Raw genomic sequence first — 20,431 nt, forward strand, 5'->3', positions numbered from 1 at the left:
AGCGCCCGGAGGCAAATGCAGGCGGAATATCGGTGGGATGCGCAACTCGCCCCGCTGGCGGGAATTATCGCGGGATGACCGAGGCAGATGTAAGGGCATGGCGCGCACCGTTGGCCGCGCTTGGCGTCACGCTAGCGGCAATGCTGCTGTTGTTCGCGCACGACGTTTCCGGGATGACGACGCAGTGGTGGAACAGTTCGACCTACCAGCACTGCCTGTTCATCCTGCCGATCACCGGATGGCTGATCTGGCAGCGCCGCCATGAGGTTGCGCCGGTAACGCCGGGCGCATGGTTGCCCGGTCTGGCCCTGGTCGCCATCGCCGCCATTGGCTGGCTGACCGGGCAAGCGAGCGGAGCCTCGCTCATTCGCCACGCGGCCCTGGTTGCCATGGTGCAGGCGACGGTGCTGACCGTCCTCGGCCCGGCTGCGACCCGCGCCATGTTGTTTCCACTGTTCTATCTGGTGTTCCTGATCCCGTTCGGTGACGTGTTCGTCCCGCCGCTGCAGACTGTCACGGCCGCCATGTCGATGGGCCTGCTCCACCTTGCGCGGGTGCCCGCGCATATCGACGGCGTCTTCATCACCATTCCCAACGGCTGGTTCGAGGTTGCGGAGGCTTGTTCGGGCGTGAAGTTTCTCGTGGCGATGGTCGCTTACGGTGCGCTCGTCGCCAATGTCTGCTTCACCAACTGGCGTCGGCGGGTGGCTTTCATGGCATTGTGCGTCGCCGCACCGATCGTGGCCAACGGCGTCCGCGCGTTTGCAACCATTTACGCGGCGCACCTGACATCGGTGGAGGCCGCGACCGGGTTCGACCATATCATCTATGGCTGGTTCTTTTTCGCCGCGGTCATGATCCTGGTCATGCTGGTGTCTTGGCGTTTTTTCGACCGCAAGCTTGGTGATCCTTGGCTGCCCGGTTTCACGGCACGGCCACACCGGGCGCGGCCACTGGTTCCGACCGCGCTCGCCACCATCGGCGTCGTCCTCCTGCCATTGCTCTGGAATGGGACCGTGATCGCCGCTGGCCGCGCGCCACTGCCCCACGCCATCACCCTCCCGGCGGTGGTGGGCTGGTCCCTGGTCCCGAACAATGTCGGTTTTCCCTGGGTTGCGCGCTTCGATGGTGCCGATCACCGGCTTTACGGGCGATACCGCGACGCCAGAGGCCAGACGGTTGATCTCGCCATCGCGCTTTACGGCTGGCAGGAGGAGGGGCGCGAGATCGTCGGATTTGGACAGGGAGCAGCCGACCCCGACAGCAAGTGGAAATGGGCGGCGAGCGCGGCCCCGCCACCCGGCGGCAAGGGCGAACGGCTGATGGCCCCCGGACCGCTGGCGCGCGAGGCCCTGACCTTCTACGTGCTGGGCGGCGGATCGACGGGGAGTGGCATGACGGTAAAACTGCGGACGCTGCGCGCGCGACTGATCGGTGGTGATCAGGGTGCGGCGGTCGTCATCGTCTCGACCGCCGATCGCCCCGGCCAACCCGCGCGTCCCACCATCGACCGCTTCCTGCAAGCATTCGGCCCGCCACAAGCGCAAGCCGAGCGCCTCTTCGCCATCGCCCGGAGCCACTAACCATGTGCGGCATTGCCGGCCTGTTCCACCTTCAGACCCCCAAGCCGGTCGATCCCGCCCGCGTCCGTGCCATGACCGACGTGCAGGCGCATCGCGGCCCCGACGGGTCGGGGGTGTGGGTCGCGCAAGGCGTCGGGCTGGGTCACCGGCGACTGTCGATCATCGACCTCGGCGGCGGTGCGCAGCCGATGCTGGGCCCCGACGAACGTATCGCGGTTACGTACAACGGCGAAATCTATAATTTTCGTGAAGTCCGCCGCGAACTCGAAGTCGGCGGGGCGGAATTTCGCACCGACAGCGATACCGAAGTCCTGATCCACGGTTGGCGCGCATGGGGGCCGGGTCTGCTGCCCCGCCTCAACGGCATGTTTGCCTTTGCGCTGTTCGATGCGGATCGCCAGGCTTTATTCATGGCCCGCGACCGGCTCGGCGTAAAACCGCTGCACTATACGCGCCTCGCCGACGGAAGCATGGCCTTTGCCTCCGAACTGAAGGGGCTGCTGGCCAACCCCGCCGTGCGCCGCGAACCGTCGCTCCAGGCGATCGAGGATTATTTCGCGCTCGGCTATGTCCCCGACGACGCCTGCATCGTCGCGGGCGTCAAGAAACTCCCCGCCGGCAGCTACCTGCTACTGGAACGCGGCCAGCCCGAACCCGCGCCGGTCATCTGGTGGGATGTCGACTTTTCACACCGTGCGACCGGATCGGCCCGCGACCTGGAGGAGCAGATGCGCACGCATCTGCGCGACGGCGTGACGTCAAGGATGGTCGCCGATGTGCCACTCGGAGCATTTCTGTCGGGGGGCGTCGATTCATCGAGTGTCGTGGCGCTGATGGCCGAAGCCAGTCCCGCTGCCGTCCAGACCTGCTCGATCGGGTTCGATTCAGCCGCGCATGACGAAACCCGTTACGCCGACCTGATCGCCCGGCGCTTTGCCACCGAACATCGCAAACGCATCGTCGCCGCCGATGATTTTCCTGCAATCGACGCGCTGGCGACGGCATTCGATGAACCCTTTGCCGACGCCTCGGCCTTGCCCACTTGGCGCGTCTGCCAGCTTGCGCGAGAGACCGTCACGGTCGCCCTGTCCGGCGACGGCGCTGACGAGGTGTTTGCCGGATACCGCCGCTACAAGTTTCAATCCGCCGAGGAACGGGCCCGTCACCTGCTCCCCGTCGATCTGCGCCGCTCGATATTCGGCAAACTTGCGCGCTACTATCCAAAGGCCGACTGGGCACCGCAAAAATTCCGTGCCAAGTCGACGTTCGAGGCGCTCGCTCGTGACGGCGACGAAGCCTATGCCCGTGCCGTTGGCGTCACCGGCCCCGAGATGCGCGTCGCCCTGTTTTCGCCCAGCTTCAAGGCGGCGTTGCAGGGCCATCGCGCCGAAGATCGCATCGTCAAGGCCATGCGCAATGCTCCGGCGCGTGACGCCCTCGATCGCGCGCAATATGCCGACCTGAAAATTTGGCTGCCCGGCGACATCCTGACCAAGGTCGACCGCACCAGCATGGCGGTCAGTTTGGAAGCGCGCGAACCGTTGCTCGACCATCGCTTGGTCGAATTCGGCGCGACCTTGCCCGTATCGATGCGGTTGCGACGTGGCACCGGCAAATGGCTGATGAAGAAAGCCATGCAGAAATACCTGCCCGACGACATCTTATATCGGCCCAAGATGGGCTTTGTGACCCCGATTTCGGGATGGTTCAGGGGCGCGCTGGCGGGGGAGGCGACCCGGATCACGACGACCGCATTTGCCGACACCGGATGGTTCGACCCGGTCGTGCTGGCCAGGGTCGGCACCGACCATGCCAGCGGCGCGCGCGATCATGGGCGGCTGCTATGGCAACTCGTCATGCTGGAGAAATCATTGGCCGGGGTGTTCGGTCTTTAAGCCATTCGGATAATCCGCGCGCACGAAATACAGCCCGTCGGGCGGCGCGTTCAGCCCCAACCGTGTCCGGTCGCTTGCCTCCAGCGCAGCCCGCAAGTCCTCCGCCGACCATCGTCCCAACCCGACCAGCGACAGGCAGCCGACCATCGAACGGACCTGATGATGCAGAAACGACCGGGCCGACGCCTGAACAACGATCCGCTCACCGACCCGCGCGACATCCAGCCGATCCAGCGTCTTCACCGGGTTTGCCGACTGACAATGCACTGATCTGAACGTCGTGAAGTCATGATGGCCGACCAGTATCTGCGCCGCTGTGTGCATCGCATCGCTGTCGAGTTGCCGTCGTATCCGCCACTCACGCCCCGCACCCAAAGTCAGCGGCGCGCGGCGATTGACGATGCGATACTCATAATGCCGGGCGAGACACGAAAACCGCGCGTGAAAGTCTGCTGCGACTTCGGCACAGGCGATCACCGCGACCGGTACGTCGTGCAGCCCGGCGTTGATCGCCTCCATCAAGGCAAAGGGCGTCATGACCCGGTCGACATCGATATGCGCGACCATCCCGAGGCCATGGACTCCGGCATCGGTCCGTCCCGCGGCGTGGACGACGGTCGGTTCCTTCAAGATCGCCGCACAGGCATCCTCAAGCGCGCTTTGCACCGTGGCTCCGTGTGGTTGCCGCTGCCATCCCATGAAGGGCTGGCCGTCGAATTCCACCGTGATCCGGAACCGCTGCGTCAAAGCTGCGTGCCGACCGGGATCACGAATCCGCGCAGCAGGTCGGCGGGCTTCATTGCGCCGCGTCCCGCCCGTTGGACCAGCGTCGGGCGAATCGCTCCCGGATTGCAGGCAATGGTCAGCGCTTCGTCGATCACCAGCCCCGGCCGGGCGGCCCCCGTCCTCAGCGGTTCGGCGCTCAGGATGCGGACACGGTCCCCCGCGACTTCAAAGAACGCGCCCGGGGTCGGGGCAAAGGCGCGCACCTGCCGTTCGGTCTGCGTCGCGCTCGCCATGAAATCGATCCGCGCCTCGGTCTTGTCGATCTTTGCCGCATAGGTCACGCCTTCGCCGGGCTGAACCAGCGGTGGGTAGGCATCGAGGTCGCCCAGTACGGCCACCAGCAAATCCGCCCCTAGGTCGGCCAGTTCGCTGGTCAATTCGCCCACGTTTTTTCGCGCGACATCGGTTTCGACGGTGGCCAGCATTGGCCCGGTATCCAGCCCCGCCTCCATCTGCATGATGGTCACCCCTGTCCGCTGGTCGCCAGCAAGGATGGCACGATGGATCGGCGCCGCCCCCCGCCAGCGCGGCAGCAGCGACGCATGGACGTTGACACACCCAAGGCGCGGCGCATCCAGCACCGCGCGCGGCAGGATCAGCCCATAGGCCGCCACCACCGCCATATCAGCCCCGAACCCCGCGAACTCCTCCTGCGCCTCGGCACCCTTCAACGAAACCGGATAGCGCACCGGCAACCCCAGTTCCTCGGCACGCCGCTGGACTGGAGAGGGCGTCAACGTCTTGCCCCGCCCTGCAGGACGCGGCGGCTGGGTATAGACCGCCACCACGTCATGCCCCGCCGCGACCAGCGCGCCGAGTGTTGGGACGGCAAAATCGGGAGTTCCCATGAATGTAATCCGCATCCCCCGTCTCAACCGCTTGGCAAGCGTGCGCGCAACCCCCTATCTGTCGGAACATGGCATCAACCGAAATCGACGCGCTGTCGCAGGCTCTGGCACGGCTTCCGGGATTCGGTCCGCGGTCGGCACGCCGCGCGGTGCTGCATTTGTTGAAAAAGCGCGAGGGAGCGCTGATCCCGCTGCTGCGTGCGCTTGAATCGGTCAACGAACGGCTGTCGACGTGTTCGGTGTGCGGCAACGTCGATACGCGCGATCCCTGCTCGATCTGCGCCGACCCCCGCCGTGACGACCGCTCGATCGCGGTTGTAGAGGATGTCGCCGACCTGTGGGCGCTTGAGCGTTCGCGGCTGTTTCCGGGACGTTTCCACGTCCTTGGCGGGCGGCTGTCGGCGCTCGACGGCGTTCGGCCCGAAGACCTGACGATCGATCGCCTCGTCACGCGCATCTCGCAGGGCGGCGTCGATGAGGTCGTGCTGGCGATGAATGCCACGCTTGAGGGCCAGACGACCGCGCACTACATCGCTGACCGGCTTGAGAACTTCCCCATCCGCCTGACCCAGCTTGCCCATGGCCTGCCGGTCGGGGGCGAGCTCGACTATCTCGACGATGGTACGCTGGCGCAGGCGTTGCGCGCGCGGCGACCCGTTTCCTAGGCGAGTGTTGACGCAGGAAGCGACAATTCCTACCTGAGAAGCATGGCGATCCTTTCAATCATAGAAGCCCCGGACCCCCGGCTGCGCGTAATCTCGACCCCCGTCGAAGTCGTGGACGACGGCATTCGCACGCTGGTGACCGACATGCTGGAGACGATGTACGACGCCCCCGGCATCGGCCTGGCCGCGGTGCAGGTCGGGGTGCCAAGTCGCCTGCTGGTGATCGACCTTCAGGAACAGGAGGACGAGGAGGGCAGGGGCATCCGCGACCCCCGCGTCTTCATCAATCCCGAAATCCATAACGAGGACGAGAATTACACCGTGTATAACGAGGGTTGCCTGTCGGTCCCCGATCAATATGCCGAGGTCGAACGCCCATCCTCGGTCCGTGCGACCTGGACGGACCTCGATGGCAACCAGCATGACGAGCGCATCGACGGGATGCTGGCGACGTGTTTGCAGCACGAGATGGATCATCTGGAAGGAGTGTTGTTCATCGACCACCTCAGCCGCCTGAAGCGCGAGATGGTGCTGAAGAAGCTCTTGAAGTTCCGCAAAGCCGCCTGAAATTAGGCCTGTTATCGATCCGTCGTTCGTCCTATGTTCCCGAAACGAATATGACGGGACAGCGCGACGATGACGACCGAAATCATGATTGTTGCCGTGCTGGCGGGACTGGCGATCGGCTGGCTGCTGGGTGGCCGCACGGCAGGAAAGGTGCGCGAACAACTCGCCGCCGCGCAGGTTCATGCCGGGCAGGTCGAACAGGTTCGCCAGATGCACCAGGCGGTTGAAACCGAGCGCGACCGGCATTTGCGCGACCTTACCGATCTGCGGGCGCGATCAAGCGAACGCGAAGCCGCCCTCGAAGCCCGCGCACTCGAGCGTGAAGCGACGTGGCAAGCATCCCAAGATCGCTTGCTCGCCGACAAGGAAGCCCTTGGTGCACAGTTCGCGGAGACGGGCGCGAAGCTGCTCGAAAATGCTCAAAAACAGTTTCTCGAGCGCGCCGACGCCCGGTTCAAACAGTCCGAAGCCACAACGGGGCAGGGGCTTGCCGCATTGCTGGCGCCCGTTACCGAAAAGCTTGCTCGCTACGAAGCCGGCGTCGCCAAGGTCGAGGCCGAACGTCGCGACGCTTTCGGCGACCTGAAGGGCCAGATCGAGGCGATGCGCGTCGGCACCGAGCGGGTGTCGGGCGAGGCGGCAAAGCTGGTCAATGCGCTTCGCAATGCTCCGAAGGCGCGCGGGCGCTGGGGCGAACAACAACTCCGCAACGTCCTCGAAAGCTGCGGCCTGTCCGAACACGCCGACTTTCAGACCGAAGTGAGCATCACCGGCGAGGAAGGCGGTCGCCTGCGCCCCGACGTCATCATCAACGTTCCCGGCGGGCAGTCGCTGGTCATCGACGCCAAGGTGTCGCTCAACGCGTACCAGGACGCCTTCGGAGCCGTAGACGAAGGCGAACGACAGCTTGCGCTCACCGCCCACACCGCCTCGATGCGCGCCCATGTGAACAGTTTGGGCAACAAGGCCTATTGGAGCCAGTTCGCCGACGCTCCCGATTACGTCATCATGTTCGTGCCCGGCGAACATTTCCTGTCCGCCGCCCTCGAACATGACCCCACCCTCTGGGACTTTGCCTTTGAAAAGCGCGTGCTGCTTGCCACACCGACGAACCTCATCGCCATCGCCCGCACGGTCGCAGCCGTTTGGCGCCAAGAAAAGCTCGCCGGACAAGCACGCGAAATTGCCGAACTCGGCAAGGACCTTTACGCGCGCCTCAGCGTCATGGGCGGTCATGTCGCGCGCGTCGGAAAGAATCTCGACACGGCAGTTGGGGCATATAACTCTTTCGTGGGAAGTCTTGAGTCGCAGGTTTTAACCCAGGCGCGGAAGTTCGAAGCACTCAACATTGAAACTTCGGGCAAAGCCATAGAGTCACCACATATGATCGAGCAAAGTACCCGCCCATTGGTCAAGCTTGCTGCGATTGGTGACGAAGAAACTTGATGGACATCGCGACCAAATCCGCTGTATCGAGAAACGGCTAGCCCTAATAATTTCTGTTTCGTAATTTGCATGACTTAGAATGTCCCGAAGGACGCGTGGTCCGCACAAACAAGTGGAAACTGACAAAGGCGACGCAGCTCAAATAAGAAGGAGGTCCGTATGGATAATCTTCTTTTTGATGTGCACCAGCGCCCAGACTCGTCTTGGCGTTGGCATGGCTGTAGCCAAACTGATGATCGAATGGTCGTCTCGCGAGGCTCTTGGCTTACAAGGATTGAGGCCGCGCAATCGTTGCGAAGGTTTCTCGAAGTTGTTGGCTTGCAGACACGTCGTTAGGATGGGTGGGGGAGCTTCGGTTCCCCCACTTAGCGGCGCCCCTGGTTGATCACCTCATACGCCATCACCGCCGTCGCAACTGCGGCATTCAAACTGTCGGCCTTGCCCAGCATCGGCATCTTTACGAGCAGGTCGCACTCGGCTTGATAGTCAGCCGGTAATCCCTGCGCCTCGTTGCCAACCAATATGAACGTCGGCGCATCGTAACGGACCGCCTGGTAATCGACGTCGGTGTTCAGGCTGGTCCCAACCAACTGCCCCGGCCCGGCGCGCAACCACGCCACGAAGTCAGCCCATGACGCCATGGTCACGCTTTGTGTAAAGATCGCGCCCATGCTCGCGCGCACAGCCTCGACCGAAAACGGGTCGGTGCAATCGTCGATCAGAATCAACCCACCCGCGCCGACCGCATCGCCGGTGCGCAACATCGTCCCGAGATTGCCCGGATCACGCAAAGCCTGTGCCACGATCCAGATATTCGCGGTGCTGCGATCGACCTGATCGAGGGGCGTCAGGCGTTCATGATAGACACCGATGACGCTGCCGGGATTATCCTTGCCCGACAGTTTCGAGAGAATGTCGGGATGGGTCACCACGACCTCCCCACCGGCGGCCTCGGTCGCCTCCGTCAGACGCACTACAAGCGGATGGTTCGCGCTTTCGGGGGAATGCCACAGCATTTCAGGGGTAACCCCGGCGTCCAGCGCCTCGGTCAATATCCGTAGACCCTCGGCAAGAAAGCGCCCCTCGGCTTTACGGTGCTTCTTGTCGCGCAACGAACGCACGCGTTTTACGATGGGATTGGAGAACCCCGTGATCTCGCGGGCCAAGGTCTATTCCTCCCCGAACTTGTTCTCCACGAGCTCGACCAAAGCCGTCACCGCCTGTTCGGCACCATCGCCGCTCGCGCTGATCGTCACGCTGTCGCCCATCGCCGCGCCCAGCATCATCAGGCCCATGATCGACGTGCCAACCACGCTCGACCCGTCCTTCTCGACTTCGACCTTGGCCGGCAGTCCGCTGGCAAGCGTCACGAACTTGGCGCTGGCCCGCGCATGCAGCCCGCGCTTGTTGGTGATGAGCACGGTTTTTTGGATCACGCCGCCTGCTCGCCCAGCACTTCGGAGGCGACGGAGATATATTTGCGCCCGGCTTCGCGCGCGGCGGCAACGGCATCACGGACATTCATCGTACGACGGGCCCCCTCCAGGCGGATCAGCATCGGCAGGTTGATCCCTGCGATGACTTCTACCTTACCCGGATGCATAAGCGAAATCGCCAAATTAGACGGCGTGCCACCGAACAGGTCGGTCAGGACAATGACGCCGCGACCGCTGTCCACGTCCGCAATAGCCAGGGCGATATCGGTTCGCCGCAATTCCATATCGTCGTCGGGACCGATGCAGATCGTCGCGATTGCGCGCTGCGGTCCTACGACATGCTCCATCGCCACGACGAATTCCGTGGCCAGCCTGCCGTGCGTTACCAATACCAAACCGATCATGACGACCCAATCTCGCTTTTTGGCCCGCTCACGCCTTTTGACGTCATGCGGCCCATTTCATTCCCTGCGCCGCTTGCTTCGGGCCGGCCCTCGGTTGAATCGTCGGGTCGACTTCGCAAGTCGCGATGCAGGACCGTGGGCGAAAATGCTGCGTTGCGCAACCGCGCAGCCACGCGTTCCGCGACATGGACGCTGCGATGCCGTCCCCCGGTGCAACCGAACGCGATCGTGACATAGGCCTTGGCGTCGGCATGATAGCGCGGGATCAGGAACAGCAGCAGGTCCTCGATGCGGCTGACGGCTTCCTCATAGGCCGGGTCCTGCGCCACATAATCGGCCACCGCCGGATCCAGCCCGCTCAGCGGCCGCAGTTCGGAGTCCCAATGGGGGTTACGCAAAAATCGCATATCGAACATCAGGTCGGCATTCCGCGGCACCCCGCGCGAGAATCCGAACGACATGATCGTCAGGGTCGGGGCCGTTATGCTCTCAGCATCGAATCGTTCGCGAACTTCCAGGCGCAGGTCGTTGCTGGTGTTCGTGGTCGTGTCGATCAGATGCTCGGCCCAGCGCCGCAAGGGGCTGAGCAACTCCCGTTCCCGCGCAATGCCATCGGCGGCGGGCCTGTCGAGCGCCAGCGGATGCCGTCGCCGGGTCTCGGCATAGCGTCGTTCCAGCTCGGAACCCGAACAGTCGAGAAACAGCGTGGCGATGTCGTCGCCCGCCTGGCGCATGACCTTGATCCGCGTGACGATCGCTTCGGCGTCAAACCCGCGCGTTCGGCTGTCGATCCCCAACGCCAGCGGGCGACTGTCGCTGGCGCCCTCGGGCGGCGTGGTGCCAAGCAACAGACCCAGCAGGCGCAACGGCAGGTTGTCAACGGTCTCCCAACCGATATCCTCGAGCGATTTCAACGCGGTGGACTTGCCCGCGCCCGACATTCCGGTCACCAGCAGGATGCGACCCGGACGCGTCATGACCGCGCGCCGTCCAGTTTCAGCCCATAGCGGGCAAGCGCGATTTCGACCTTGATGGGGGCCGATGCCTCCAGCGCCGCCAGCACAACCGTCGGTATCGCGATCCCGGCGATGGTCCGCACCACGTTCTCCTGGGGCATGCGTTCCACGATGCCACCGATGTCGACCAGCAGCGCCACCGGCACCCGGTCGGCATAGGGCATGGTCTGGATGCCCAGGGCGCGAACTTCGAACTTTCCGGCGATGGTCGATGGTGCGCTCGCCTGCAATCGGTCGCCGATCGGCTCGGTCAAGGTATAGTCGTCACTGACCAGCACCGCGCCACGGTCGATCAGGCGCAGCGCAAGGTCGGACTTGCCCGCGCCCGACGGCCCTTCGATCAGGACCGCACGCCCGGTGATCGCCACGCACGACGCATGCAAGGTTTCGGACGACCCCATCGTCATGGCGTGCAACGATGCTCCCTCATGCAGCGGGCAGGCGGATCACGAACCGCGCCCCACTGGCTCCCGAATCGCGATCCTCGATCGCGATGGTGCCATTATGCCCGTCAACGATGGTCTTGGCGATGGCGAGGCCCAACCCCGAATGATTGCCGAAACCGTCGCCGTCGGGCCGGTCGGTATGGAACCGTTCAAAGGCAATCGTTCGCGCGCCGACGGCCACCCCGGGGCCATCGTCCTCGACCGTCACGATCACGTCTTCTCCCGCGCGCGTCGCACCGATTCGCACGACCCCACCGGGCGGGGAAAACGACACGGCATTGTCGATCAGGTTGCGGAACACGCGCTGCAGCCGGTCGGGCTCGCCCATGACGACGGCCGTGTCGCGACCGGGGCGTGCAAAGGCAATGCGCGTCTGCCCCGGCGATCGGATGCCGTGCTCGCTCAACAACTGTTCGATCAGTTCGCCCAAGTCCACGCGTTCGAACCTGGTCCGCGTCAATTCGGCATCAAGCCGCGAAATGTCGGAAATATCGGTGATCAACCGGTCCAACCGCCGCACGTCCTGCGCGATGATGTCGGTCAATTGTTTCTGCAATACGGGGTCGTCGACCCGGTTAAGGCTCTCGACCGCCGACGACAGCGATGCCAGCGGATTTTTGAGCTCGTGCGAGATATCGCCGGCAAACCGTTCGATAGCATCGATCCGCTGACGCAACGCCTGGGTCATGTCCGAAACCGCGCGGGCCAGCAGGCCGATTTCATCGCTGCGACCGGGCAGGCGAGGGACGACCACATCGCGCGCGCGCCCCAGCCGGACGCGGACCGCCGCCCGCGCCAATCGCCGCAGCGGCCGAACGATGGTGCGCGCCAGAAAAAACGAAAGTGCGGCCGACAGCAATAGTGCCACCGTCGTGACCCAACCCAGCCGCAATCGTTCGGCGCGGACCAGCCGGGTCACGTCACGCGCGTTCTCGACACTCAGCAGATAACCGGCGGCGGGCTTCCCAACCCTCGTCGCCGCGCTGATCAACAGCGTCCGGTCGGGGGCCAGCCGAACCTCCGAACGTAAAGCCACCCCCGCCATCACATCGCCCAGCTCGTGCCAATTGGCAGCGGGCAGCGACCCCTGGTCGACGAACGGCGGCGGGATCGTCGCGCCCACCGCCCGGTCGACCAGCGCGTCCATCCAGCGGGCGAAATGCTTGTCCCACGGTTCCTTTTGCGGATCGACCAGTCGAAAGCTGCGTGGCTTGCCGTGCCAGCTGTCATAGACCATCGCCCCGCGCGCATCATAATAGCGAAGGCGATCGCGCGAGGTCAGCGCGATGGCGTCGAGGATCGACGTCCTGCTCGCCGGGGGTGCGTTGGCCAGCACGACCGCGACGATCCTGATCTCGCTTTCCTCCTGGCCCCGGCGCTCGGCAATCAGCCGGGTCCTGAACCCGTCCAGATACAAGACACTGCCCCCGATCAGCACCAGCACCAGCAGATTGACCGCCAAAATGCGCAGCGTGAGCGAACCACGGCCGACCCAGCGTGACGCACGATCCGGGGCGTCACCCGTCGGAAAAGCGATAACCTGCGCCATACAGCGTCTCGATTGCATCGAACTGGGAGTCGACCGCGCGGAACTTGCGCCGCAGTCGCTTGATATGGCTGTCGATCGTGCGATCGTCGACATAAGTGTCGTCCTGATAGGCGACATCCATCAACTGGCTGCGGCTCTTCACCACGTCAGGTCGCTGCGCCAGGGCTTCCAGGATCATGAATTCGGTTACGGTCAGCGTGACATTCGCGCCCGCCCAGTGAACGCGGTGGCGGGCGGGGTCCAGCTCCAGTCGGCCACGGACGATGGGATCGGGAATGGGGCCGGATTGCTCGGTCGGGTCGGCCTTGGACAAATCGACCCGGCGCAGGATCGCGCGGATGCGGGCGATCAGCAGGCGCTGCGAAAACGGCTTGGCGATATAGTCGTCCGCACCCAGCGCCAGCCCCAGCGCCTCGTCCAGTTCATCATCCTTCGACGTCAGGAAGATGACCGGCAGCGACGACTTCTCGCGCAGGCGACGCAGCATTTCCAGCCCGTCGAGGCGCGGCATCTTGATGTCGCTGACGGCAAGGTCGGGGGGATTGTCCAGCAGCGCTTTCAGCGCAGTCTCGCCATCGGTGTAAAGTCGCGTCGTAAAACCCTCGGCCTGCAGGGCGATGCCGACCGATGTCAGGATGTTGCGATCGTCATCGATCAGGGCGATGGTCGCGGTCATTGGGGCGCGTGATAAGCCATCGCCCACGCCTGGGCAACCGCCGCGCCCCCGTTCACGTCGAGATGCGGGCCGGGGCGGGACCAGAACCGGTGTATGATCGTTGAACCAGTATGGTTTCGCTGCGCGTTCGCCCCGTTTGACGGGTTTCATCCCCGGGTATAAGCGCGGGTCCGTCTTGTCAGGGTCGGCCCGAAACCGGGATACCCCAATCTGTTCGACGAAAGAGAGTATAGTGACTGATCGCATTCCAACGTTCGATCTCGCCGCGCAGGGGATCACGACCCGTGCCCTACTGAACTGGAACCTGATCACCGCGCCGCTGGTCGAACATGCCATCCGCCGTGGCGAGGGATTGCTGGCCGTCGAAGGGCCACTGGTCGTCGAAACCGGCAAGCACACCGGGCGCTCCGCCAACGACAAGTTCATCGTGCGCGACGCGACCACTGAAAACACGATCTGGTGGGGCAAGACCAACAAGGGGATGACGCCCGATCATTTCACCGCGCTGAAGGCCGACTTCTACAGCGCGTTGGCTGAAAAAGAATCGCTTTACGTCCAGGATCTGTTCGGCGGATCGCAGCCCGAATATCGCGTCAATGTCCGGATCATCACCGAACTGGCGTGGCACAGCCTGTTCATCCGCACGCTGCTCGTGCGTCCCGAAACGGCACAGCTTGCAAACTTTATTCCTGAATTCACGATCATCGACTTGCCGAGCTTCCGCGCCGATCCCGCGCGCCACGGCAGCCGCAGCGAAACCGTGATTGCGGTCAACTTCACCGAAAAACTGATCCTGATCGGTGGCACTGCGTATTCCGGCGAAATGAAGAAGTCGGTGTTCGGTATCCTGAACTACAAGCTGCCGGTCGAGGGTATCATGCCGATGCACTGTTCGGCCAACATTGGCGCGAAGGGTGACACCGCGGTCTTCTTCGGCCTGTCGGGCACCGGCAAGACGACGCTGTCCGCCGACGCCAGCCGGACGCTGATCGGTGACGACGAGCATGGCTGGTCCGATACCGCCGTCTTCAATTTCGAGGGCGGCTGTTATGCCAAGATGATCCGCTTGTCCGCCGAGGCCGAGCCCGAAATCTTTGCCACGTCAAAGCGGTTCGGAACGATTTTGGAAAACGTCGTGATCGACAGGGACACCCGCCAGCTCGATTTCGACGACAACACACTGGCCGAAAACAGCCGCGGTTCGTATCCGATCGACTTCATTTCGAATGCCTCTGCCGACAACATGGGGCCGGTGCCGCAGAACATCGTGATGTTGACCGCCGATGCTTATGGCGTCCTGCCTCCGATTGCGAAGCTGACGCCGGATCAGGCGATGTATCACTTCCTGTCGGGTTATACCGCGCGTGTTGCCGGGACCGAAATAGGCGTGACCGAGCCGGAGGCGACTTTCTCGACCTGCTTTGGCGCTCCCTTCATGCCACGCCACCCCAGCGTTTACGGCAATCTGCTGAAGTCGCGCATCGCCAAGGGCGGTGTGTCGTGCTGGCTGGTCAACACCGGGTGGACCGGCGGCAAGCACGGCGTCGGTCGCCGTATGCCGATCAAGGCGACGCGCGCGCTGCTGAATGCCGCGCTCGACGGCAGCATCAATGAGGGCGAGTTTCGCACCGACCCGAATTTCGGATTTCAGGTCCCGGTCGCGGTCGCAGGTGTCGACAGCGGCATCCTCGACCCGCGCAGCACCTGGGCGGACAAGGAAGACTATGACCGGACCGCGCAAAAGCTGGTCGGCCAGTTCATCGACAATTTCGCTCAGTTCGAGAGCCATGTCGACGAGGGCGTTCGCCAGGCCGCCCCGAAGGCCGCCTGATCTTCATCAGTAAAGGATATTTATATGGGCATGCTCGACGGAATTCTCGGCTCGATCGGCGGTAATCCCGTCCTCGACAATCTCGCAGCGAAAGTCGGTCTGTCCCCCGAACAGGTCCAATCGGCGATCGCAGCGCTGGGCGCTGCCCATCCGCAAGAGGGCGATACGGTAACAGCCGCCGCCGCCAGCACCGGCCTGCCCGCCGACACGCTCCAGCAGCTCGTCGGTCACCTGGGCGGGGAGGGTGCCCTGGCCAGCGTCGCCGGGATGCTCGACCGCGATGGCGACGGCAGCCCGGTCAACGACATTACCAACATGATCGGCGGGTTTTTCAAAAAGTAATTAGTCCCGTCACCCCGGCCTGCGCCGGGGTGACTAAGGAAAACTCAAACCCGCTCGACCAGCAGAACCCCGCGTTCGATCCCGACGACGCGCAGTCGCTCGCCGACCGCAGCCGTCGCCCCGCGCGCCGACCATTCGCCGTCACCGACCTTGACCCGGCCACCCAAAGGATCGACCGGCGCGACGGCGGTCACGATTTCCCCGATCATCCGCGCGCCGCGGTCATTGAGCAAGGGGTCCGCCGACACGATCGGATTGCGGACCAGCACCCGCCGCCCGGCATAGACCGACACGACCGCCATCACCGCGAATATCGCCAGTTGCAGCTCGACGCCCAGTGGCAGTGCCAGCGTGGCAAGACCCGTGATCAGCGCCGCGATCCCGATCCACATCAGGAACGCGCCCGGGATGACGATCTCGCCAATGCCCAGCACCGCCGCGGCGATCAACCACAGCCAATGGTCGGCGATGCCGGTCATTCCGCCGGTGTCTCGAAAGGACCCGGGCGGCGCGGCGCGACAGGTGCGGGCACCGGTTTGTCCTTAAAGGCGTCACGCGCCAGTTCACCGATCCCGCCCAGCGTCCCGATCAGCTGCGTCGCCTCGACCGGGAACAGGATCGTCTTGGCATTGGGCGACGTCGCGAACAGTGCGACCGCTTCGACATATTTCTGCGCGATGAAATAGTTGATCGCCTGTGCGCTGCCGCCCTCGATCGCATCGGACACCAGCTTGGTCGCGGTCGCCTCGGCCTGCGCGGCCCGTTCGCGCGCCTCGGCGTCCCGGAACGCAGCCTCGCGACGCCCTTCGGCCTCCAGGATCTGCGATTGTTTCTCACCCTCGGCGCGGTTGATCGAGTTTTGACGCGCGCCCTCTGATTCCAGGATCGACGCGCGCTTTTCACGTTCGGCCTTCATCTGGCGCGTCATCGCGTTGACGATGTCGGCGGGCGGGCGAATGTCCTTCAACTCGACGCGCGTGATCTTCACGCCCCAGGCCTCGGTCGCCGAATCCACCACCACCAGCAACCGCGCGTTGATCTCGTCGCGCTTCGATAAGGTTTCATCCAGGTCCATCGACCCCATCACCGTGCGCAGGTTGGTCGTCGATAACTGCATGATCGCCCGGTAAAGATCGCTGACCTCATAGGCCGCCTTGGCCGCGTCCAGCACCTGAAAGAACACCACGCCATCGACCGCGACCATCGCATTGTCCTTGGTGATGATCTCCTGCCCCGGAATGTCCAGTACCTGTTCCATCATGTTGACCTTGCGACCGACGCGATCGACAAAGGGCATGATCAGGGTCAGGCCGGGCGGGGCGACGGCGGTGAACTTGCCGAAACGCTCGATCGTGTACTGATACCCTTGCGTGACCATTTTCACGCCCATGATCACATAGACGATGGCCAATACGGCAAGAACGATAAATGCGGCTTCCATGCAGTCAGCTCCCCAGCTTTCAGAATTCGCACCGTTATGACCCAGCGACGCACAAACCTCCAAGCACAATCAGCGATACTCGTGACTGACGTCGCGCTTGAACCCTTGCAGACGGACGGGTGTGCCATCGACACAGACCGGCGCGGCGACCAGCCGTATCCAGCGCCGCCCGCCGTTGGCCGGCACGATCTCTGCATCCAGCGTAAATCCACGGCTGTGCTTGATGGCATAGGCGCGCAGCCGCTCCATCTTGACGCGCGAATCCTCACGATAAAGCGACACCGTCAGCTTGCGACCCGCGGGTTTTCCGTGCGGCATGCCGAACAGATCATATACTTGTGTCGACCAGGTCAGCGCGTTGTGCGACAAATCGCATTCCCAGGTGCCGATTCCCTGCCGCGCCAAAGCTGCTTGCCCTGCCAACAGGTCGATCGATGTGGACTGCGACCAGCCAAAGTCATGCCCCGCATCGAACTGCCGGTGGCGTTCGAACAACGGCCAGCTGTGCGCCGGCGGCGAAAGATCGGTCAGCATCGCAAGGAAGCCCCCCTCGTCACGAAATCGGACCAATCCGCCTTTAAGTCGCGGCAGTCAATCCTATTGACGACATACGCGCGTCAGCCCCCAACCCTAGCGCCGATCCGCCGGTGCGGTTACATGGGCCGCCACGACTCACCCATGAAGGTGCCAGCTTGGCCATTGAAATCCCCCTCGGGCTTACATTCGACGACGTTCTGCTCCAGCCCGGGGCGTCCGACGTCCTGCCCAGCCAGGCGGATACGCGCACGCAACTGACCAAGTCGATCTCGCTCAACATTCCCGTCCTGTCGTCGGCGATGGACACCGTGACCGAGGCCGACATGGCGATCGTCATGGCGCAGCTTGGTGGCATCGGCGTGCTTCACCGCAACCTTACGATCGAGGAACAGGTCGACGCCGTCCGTCAGGTCAAGCGTTTCGAAAGCGGCATGGTCGTCAACCCGATCACGATCGCGCCCGACGGCACCCTGGCCGAAGCCCGCGCACTGATGACTTATCACAAGATTTCGGGGATCCCCGTGGTCGAGGCTTCGGGCCGTCTCGTCGGCATCCTGACCAACCGTGATGTCCGTTTCGCGGGCAACCCGAATCAGCCCGTGGCCGAGCTGATGACCAGCCAGAACCTGGCCACGGTCAAGGCCGGCGTGACCGAAAAGGACGCGCAATATCTGCTTCACCAGCGTCGTATCGAAAAATTGCTGGTCGTTGACGAAAACTATCACTGCGTCGGCCTGATCACCGTCAAGGACATCGAAAAGGCCGTCACCTACCCGAACGCGACCAAGGACGGCACCGGTCGCCTGCGCGTTGCCGCCGCCACCACAACGGGCGACAAGGGGTTCGAGCGGACCGAAGCCCTGATCGACGCCGACTGCGACGTCATTGTCGTCGATACCGCGCACGGCCACTCGCTGATGGTGGCACAGGCCGTCGAACGCATTCGCAAGCTCAGCAATTCGGTCCAGATCATCGCTGGCAATGTCGCCACCGGCGGCGCGACCCGCGCGCTGATCGATGCCGGGGCCGACTGTATCAAGGTCGGTATCGGGCCGGGGTCGATCTGCACCACCCGCGTCATCGCCGGCGTCGGCGTCCCTCAGTTGACCGCCATCATGGAAAGCGCCGAGGAAGCCGCCAAATCCGGTATCCCGATCATCGCCGACGGCGGCCTGCGCACGTCGGGAGACATCGCCAAGGCGCTGGCCGCCGGAGCATCCACCGTCATGGTCGGATCACTGCTGGCGGGCACCGCAGAGGCTCCCGGCGACACGTTCCTTTATCAGGGCCGCCAGTATAAATCCTATCGCGGCATGGGTTCGGTCGGCGCGATGGCGCGCGGTTCGGCGGATCGCTATTTCCAGCAGGACATCACCGACCAACTGAAGCTGGTCCCCGAGGGGATCGAGGGCCAGGTCGCGTTCAAGGGCCCGGCCAGGGATGTGATCCACCAGCTTGTCGGCGGTGTGAAAGCGGCGATGGGTTATACCGGCTCGCGGACGATCCCCGACCTGCAACAGCGCGCGAAGTTCGTGCGGATCACCAATGCCGGTTTGCGCGAGAGCCATGTGCATGATGTGAACATCACGCGTGAAGCCCCAAATTACCCGACGCAGTAAGCGCGCAAAGCCGTCACCCCGGCGCAGGCCGGGGCCTATACGGATGTCAGAAAGAAATGCGCCGGTTCCGAAAGCCGTATAGGCCCCGGCTTGCGCCGGGGTGACGATGGATACAGATCAATCCGCACTCCACAGGTGCAACAATCACCGCATAATTTAGGCCCTCGACAAATGACCCCAGCAGCCCGCGTCCAGATGGCGATCGAACTCCTCGACAAGATCGTCGGCTCCGCCCAGCGCAACGGCGCGCCTGCCGACACGATCATCGCCGAATGGTTCAAGACCCGCCGCTTTGCCGGATCGGGCGACCGGCGTGGCATTCGTGACCTGATCTACCGTGCGATCCGGGCGTTCGGCGAACCGCCCGAAACCGGTCGCCGCGCGATGCTCGGGCTGGCGCAGATCGACCCTGAAATCGCCGCCGCCTTTGACGGTTCGCCTTACGGCCCGCCAAAGATCGGCCGCGCCGAAAACGCGTTGCAGCCGGTGCCGATGCCCGACTGGCTCGGTGGGCGGATCGATGCTGCTGAACATGAAGCGCTGCTGGCCCGCGCCCCGCTCGACCTGCGGGTAAACGTGCTGCAAACTTCGCCCGACGCGATGATGGCGCTCTATCCTGACGCCGTGCCGATCCCCGGGCTTCCCAATGGCTTGCGAATCGATCCACCCGTCGCGATCGAGACCGATGACGCCATGCGCGACGGCTTGATCGACGTTCAGGACGCGGGCAGCCAGTTCGTCATTGCCGCCTGCCGGGCGCAGCCTGGCATGACCGTCATCGACCTGTGCGCCGGGGGCGGGGGCAAGACGCTCGCGCTGGGTGCCGACATGGAGAACACCGGACGGCTGGTGGCGTGCGATACCGACCGCACGCGCCTGTCGCGCCTGTCGCCGCGCGCCGCACGCGCGGGCGTGACCGTCGAGGTGCGCCTGCTCGATGGTGGCCGTGAAGCCGCGATGCTCGGCAATCTGGCCGACAAAGCCGACGTCGTGCTGGTCGATGCGCCTTGCACCGGCAGCGGCACCCTGCGGCGCAACCCGGAAGCCCGCTGGCGAATCACGCCCGACCGCCTGCGCGATGTGCTCGATGTGCAGCGCCATGTCCTCGACCTGGCGACGCCGCTGGTGCGGCCGGGCGGCGCGCTGGTTTATGCGGTGTGTTCGCTGATCGAGCGGGAGGGCTGGGGGCAGGTCGAGGATTTCCTGATGCACAACCCCGACTTCACCGCCGAATCGCTCGAGATTGGCAGCGCGTCGGGCCCCGGACGTATCCTGACACCGGCGCGCGACGGCACCGACGGATTTTTCTTCGCAAGGTTGATTCGTGCGTGCTAGTCCCGGTGG

Annotated in this window: 21 protein-coding genes; 9 read left to right on the top strand and 12 right to left on the bottom strand. The window is 63.9% G+C overall.

All coding sequences use genetic code 11. The features are described 5' to 3' along the window. Both xrtA and Q0R02_RS01355 read left to right on the top strand, forming a co-directional pair. Window positions 1–1,583: exosortase A (xrtA, locus tag Q0R02_RS01350; protein WP_293880156.1), on the top strand; the 1,583-nt coding region annotated here is incomplete at its 5' end. 2 nt (window positions 1,584–1,585) lie between these two features. Then, a complete protein-coding gene (locus tag Q0R02_RS01355; protein ID WP_293880157.1) occupies window positions 1,586–3,478 on the top strand; it encodes an XrtA/PEP-CTERM system amidotransferase in 1,893 nt (630 codons plus the stop codon). Here the strand turns inward: Q0R02_RS01355 and truA are convergent. Continuing rightward, window positions 3,452–4,225 carry a tRNA pseudouridine(38-40) synthase TruA gene (gene truA, locus Q0R02_RS01360; protein WP_293880158.1) on the bottom strand — a complete coding sequence of 258 codons (774 nt, stop codon included), beginning with the start codon at window positions 4,223–4,225 and terminating at the stop codon, window positions 3,452–3,454. The two genes, Q0R02_RS01355 and truA, sit on opposite strands and share 27 nt — an antisense overlap. Next, window positions 4,222–5,127 (bottom strand): methionyl-tRNA formyltransferase, encoded by a 906-nt coding sequence (gene fmt, locus Q0R02_RS01365; protein ID WP_293880159.1) that lies wholly within the window; start codon window positions 5,125–5,127, stop codon window positions 4,222–4,224. Before fmt ends, truA begins: the two co-directional genes overlap by 4 nt. Window positions 5,128–5,180: 53 nt before the next feature. Here fmt and recR point away from each other — a divergent pair, with 53 nt between their 5' ends. The 3 genes from recR to Q0R02_RS01380 all read left to right on the top strand — a co-directional run bounded on the left by recR (window position 5,181) and on the right by Q0R02_RS01380 (window position 7,790). Then, window positions 5,181–5,777: a recombination mediator RecR gene (gene recR, locus Q0R02_RS01370; protein ID WP_293880160.1), complete on the top strand. Its 597-nt coding sequence runs from the start codon at window positions 5,181–5,183 to the stop codon at window positions 5,775–5,777. A 42-nt stretch (window positions 5,778–5,819) separates the two neighbouring features. Then, entirely contained in the window at window positions 5,820–6,344 is a 525-nt protein-coding gene (gene def, locus Q0R02_RS01375; RefSeq protein ID WP_293880161.1) for a peptide deformylase, read from the top strand. 69 nt (window positions 6,345–6,413) lie between these two features. Then, window positions 6,414–7,790 (top strand): DNA recombination protein RmuC, encoded by a 1,377-nt coding sequence (locus tag Q0R02_RS01380; RefSeq protein ID WP_293880162.1) that lies wholly within the window; start codon window positions 6,414–6,416, stop codon window positions 7,788–7,790. A gap of 365 nt (window positions 7,791–8,155) precedes the next feature. Here Q0R02_RS01380 and Q0R02_RS01385 read toward each other — a convergent pair whose 3' ends face one another. Genes Q0R02_RS01385 through Q0R02_RS01415 form a run of 7 tightly spaced genes read right to left on the bottom strand, consistent with a single transcriptional unit; the run spans window position 8,156 to window position 13,317 of the window. Continuing rightward, complete coding sequence (locus Q0R02_RS01385; protein ID WP_293880163.1) at window positions 8,156–8,956, bottom strand: RNA methyltransferase; 801 nt, start codon at window positions 8,954–8,956, stop codon at window positions 8,156–8,158. Window positions 8,957–8,959: 3 nt separating this feature from the next. Then, window positions 8,960–9,226, bottom strand: coding sequence for an HPr family phosphocarrier protein (locus Q0R02_RS01390; protein WP_293880164.1), 267 nt, complete (start codon window positions 9,224–9,226; stop codon window positions 8,960–8,962). Beyond that, complete coding sequence (locus Q0R02_RS01395; protein ID WP_293880165.1) at window positions 9,223–9,630, bottom strand: PTS sugar transporter subunit IIA; 408 nt, start codon at window positions 9,628–9,630, stop codon at window positions 9,223–9,225. Before Q0R02_RS01395 ends, Q0R02_RS01390 begins: the two co-directional genes overlap by 4 nt. Continuing rightward, window positions 9,627–10,607, bottom strand: coding sequence for an RNase adapter RapZ (gene rapZ / locus Q0R02_RS01400; protein WP_293880166.1), 981 nt, complete (start codon window positions 10,605–10,607; stop codon window positions 9,627–9,629). Before rapZ ends, Q0R02_RS01395 begins: the two co-directional genes overlap by 4 nt. Further along, window positions 10,604–11,053, bottom strand: coding sequence for an HPr kinase/phosphorylase (locus Q0R02_RS01405; RefSeq protein WP_293880222.1), 450 nt, complete (start codon window positions 11,051–11,053; stop codon window positions 10,604–10,606). Before Q0R02_RS01405 ends, rapZ begins: the two co-directional genes overlap by 4 nt. Window positions 11,054–11,072: 19 nt before the next feature. Then, window positions 11,073–12,641, bottom strand: coding sequence for a HAMP domain-containing sensor histidine kinase (locus tag Q0R02_RS01410; RefSeq protein ID WP_293880167.1), 1,569 nt, complete (start codon window positions 12,639–12,641; stop codon window positions 11,073–11,075). Continuing rightward, window positions 12,610–13,317, bottom strand: coding sequence for a response regulator transcription factor (locus tag Q0R02_RS01415; RefSeq protein ID WP_293880168.1), 708 nt, complete (start codon window positions 13,315–13,317; stop codon window positions 12,610–12,612). Before Q0R02_RS01415 ends, Q0R02_RS01410 begins: the two co-directional genes overlap by 32 nt. Before the next feature lie 232 nt (window positions 13,318–13,549). Here Q0R02_RS01415 and Q0R02_RS01420 point away from each other — a divergent pair, with 232 nt between their 5' ends. Both Q0R02_RS01420 and Q0R02_RS01425 read left to right on the top strand, forming a co-directional pair. Beyond that, window positions 13,550–15,148, top strand: coding sequence for a phosphoenolpyruvate carboxykinase (locus Q0R02_RS01420; protein ID WP_293880169.1), 1,599 nt, complete (start codon window positions 13,550–13,552; stop codon window positions 15,146–15,148). Window positions 15,149–15,172: 24 nt separating this feature from the next. Beyond that, complete coding sequence (locus Q0R02_RS01425) at window positions 15,173–15,490, top strand: hypothetical protein (protein WP_293880170.1); 318 nt, start codon at window positions 15,173–15,175, stop codon at window positions 15,488–15,490. A gap of 44 nt (window positions 15,491–15,534) precedes the next feature. Here the strand turns inward: Q0R02_RS01425 and Q0R02_RS01430 are convergent, their stop codons facing one another. From Q0R02_RS01430 to Q0R02_RS01440, 3 genes are all read right to left on the bottom strand, one after another. Beyond that, window positions 15,535–15,969 carry an NfeD family protein gene (locus tag Q0R02_RS01430; protein WP_293880171.1) on the bottom strand — a complete coding sequence of 145 codons (435 nt, stop codon included), beginning with the start codon at window positions 15,967–15,969 and terminating at the stop codon, window positions 15,535–15,537. After that, complete coding sequence (locus Q0R02_RS01435) at window positions 15,966–16,931, bottom strand: SPFH domain-containing protein (RefSeq protein WP_293880172.1); 966 nt, start codon at window positions 16,929–16,931, stop codon at window positions 15,966–15,968. The genes Q0R02_RS01430 and Q0R02_RS01435 overlap by 4 nt, the downstream gene beginning before the upstream one ends. A 69-nt stretch (window positions 16,932–17,000) precedes the next feature. Next, window positions 17,001–17,465, bottom strand: coding sequence for a PAS domain-containing protein (locus tag Q0R02_RS01440; RefSeq protein WP_293880173.1), 465 nt, complete (start codon window positions 17,463–17,465; stop codon window positions 17,001–17,003). Between the two features lie 164 nt (window positions 17,466–17,629). On the opposite strand from Q0R02_RS01440, the gene guaB reads away from it, so the two are divergent. Then, window positions 17,630–19,087: an IMP dehydrogenase gene (gene guaB / locus Q0R02_RS01445; protein WP_293880224.1), complete on the top strand. Its 1,458-nt coding sequence runs from the start codon at window positions 17,630–17,632 to the stop codon at window positions 19,085–19,087. A gap of 171 nt (window positions 19,088–19,258) precedes the next feature. Then, window positions 19,259–20,422, top strand: a complete 1,164-nt coding sequence (locus Q0R02_RS01450; protein WP_293880174.1) for an RsmB/NOP family class I SAM-dependent RNA methyltransferase — start codon at window positions 19,259–19,261, stop codon at window positions 20,420–20,422. The last annotated feature ends 9 nt before the right edge of the window (window positions 20,423–20,431 follow it).

Source organism: Sphingomonas sp. (assembly GCF_025353885.1).
Classification (GTDB): domain Bacteria; phylum Pseudomonadota; class Alphaproteobacteria; order Sphingomonadales; family Sphingomonadaceae; genus Sphingomonas_O.

Bases quoted from the DNA above. Each gene is read 5' to 3' on its own strand.
- Q0R02_RS01355 (WP_293880157.1), top strand. From the start codon at position 1,586: ATGTGCGGCATTGCCGGCCTGTTCCACCTTCAGACCCCCAAGCCGGTC.
- fmt (WP_293880159.1), bottom strand. From the start codon at position 5,127: ATGCGGATTACATTCATGGGAACTCCCGATTTTGCCGTCCCAACACTC.
- recR (WP_293880160.1), top strand. From the start codon at position 5,181: ATGGCATCAACCGAAATCGACGCGCTGTCGCAGGCTCTGGCACGGCTT.
- def (WP_293880161.1), top strand. From the start codon at position 5,820: ATGGCGATCCTTTCAATCATAGAAGCCCCGGACCCCCGGCTGCGCGTA.
- Q0R02_RS01380 (WP_293880162.1), top strand. From the start codon at position 6,414: ATGACGACCGAAATCATGATTGTTGCCGTGCTGGCGGGACTGGCGATC.
- Q0R02_RS01395 (WP_293880165.1), bottom strand. From the start codon at position 9,630: ATGATCGGTTTGGTATTGGTAACGCACGGCAGGCTGGCCACGGAATTC.
- rapZ (WP_293880166.1), bottom strand. From the start codon at position 10,607: ATGACGCGTCCGGGTCGCATCCTGCTGGTGACCGGAATGTCGGGCGCG.
- Q0R02_RS01405 (WP_293880222.1), bottom strand. From the start codon at position 11,053: ATGACGATGGGGTCGTCCGAAACCTTGCATGCGTCGTGCGTGGCGATC.
- Q0R02_RS01410 (WP_293880167.1), bottom strand. From the start codon at position 12,641: ATGGCGCAGGTTATCGCTTTTCCGACGGGTGACGCCCCGGATCGTGCG.
- Q0R02_RS01415 (WP_293880168.1), bottom strand. From the start codon at position 13,317: ATGACCGCGACCATCGCCCTGATCGATGACGATCGCAACATCCTGACA.
- Q0R02_RS01425 (WP_293880170.1), top strand. From the start codon at position 15,173: ATGGGCATGCTCGACGGAATTCTCGGCTCGATCGGCGGTAATCCCGTC.
- Q0R02_RS01430 (WP_293880171.1), bottom strand. From the start codon at position 15,969: ATGACCGGCATCGCCGACCATTGGCTGTGGTTGATCGCCGCGGCGGTG.
- Q0R02_RS01435 (WP_293880172.1), bottom strand. From the start codon at position 16,931: ATGGAAGCCGCATTTATCGTTCTTGCCGTATTGGCCATCGTCTATGTG.
- Q0R02_RS01440 (WP_293880173.1), bottom strand. From the start codon at position 17,465: ATGCTGACCGATCTTTCGCCGCCGGCGCACAGCTGGCCGTTGTTCGAA.
- Q0R02_RS01450 (WP_293880174.1), top strand. From the start codon at position 19,259: ATGACCCCAGCAGCCCGCGTCCAGATGGCGATCGAACTCCTCGACAAG.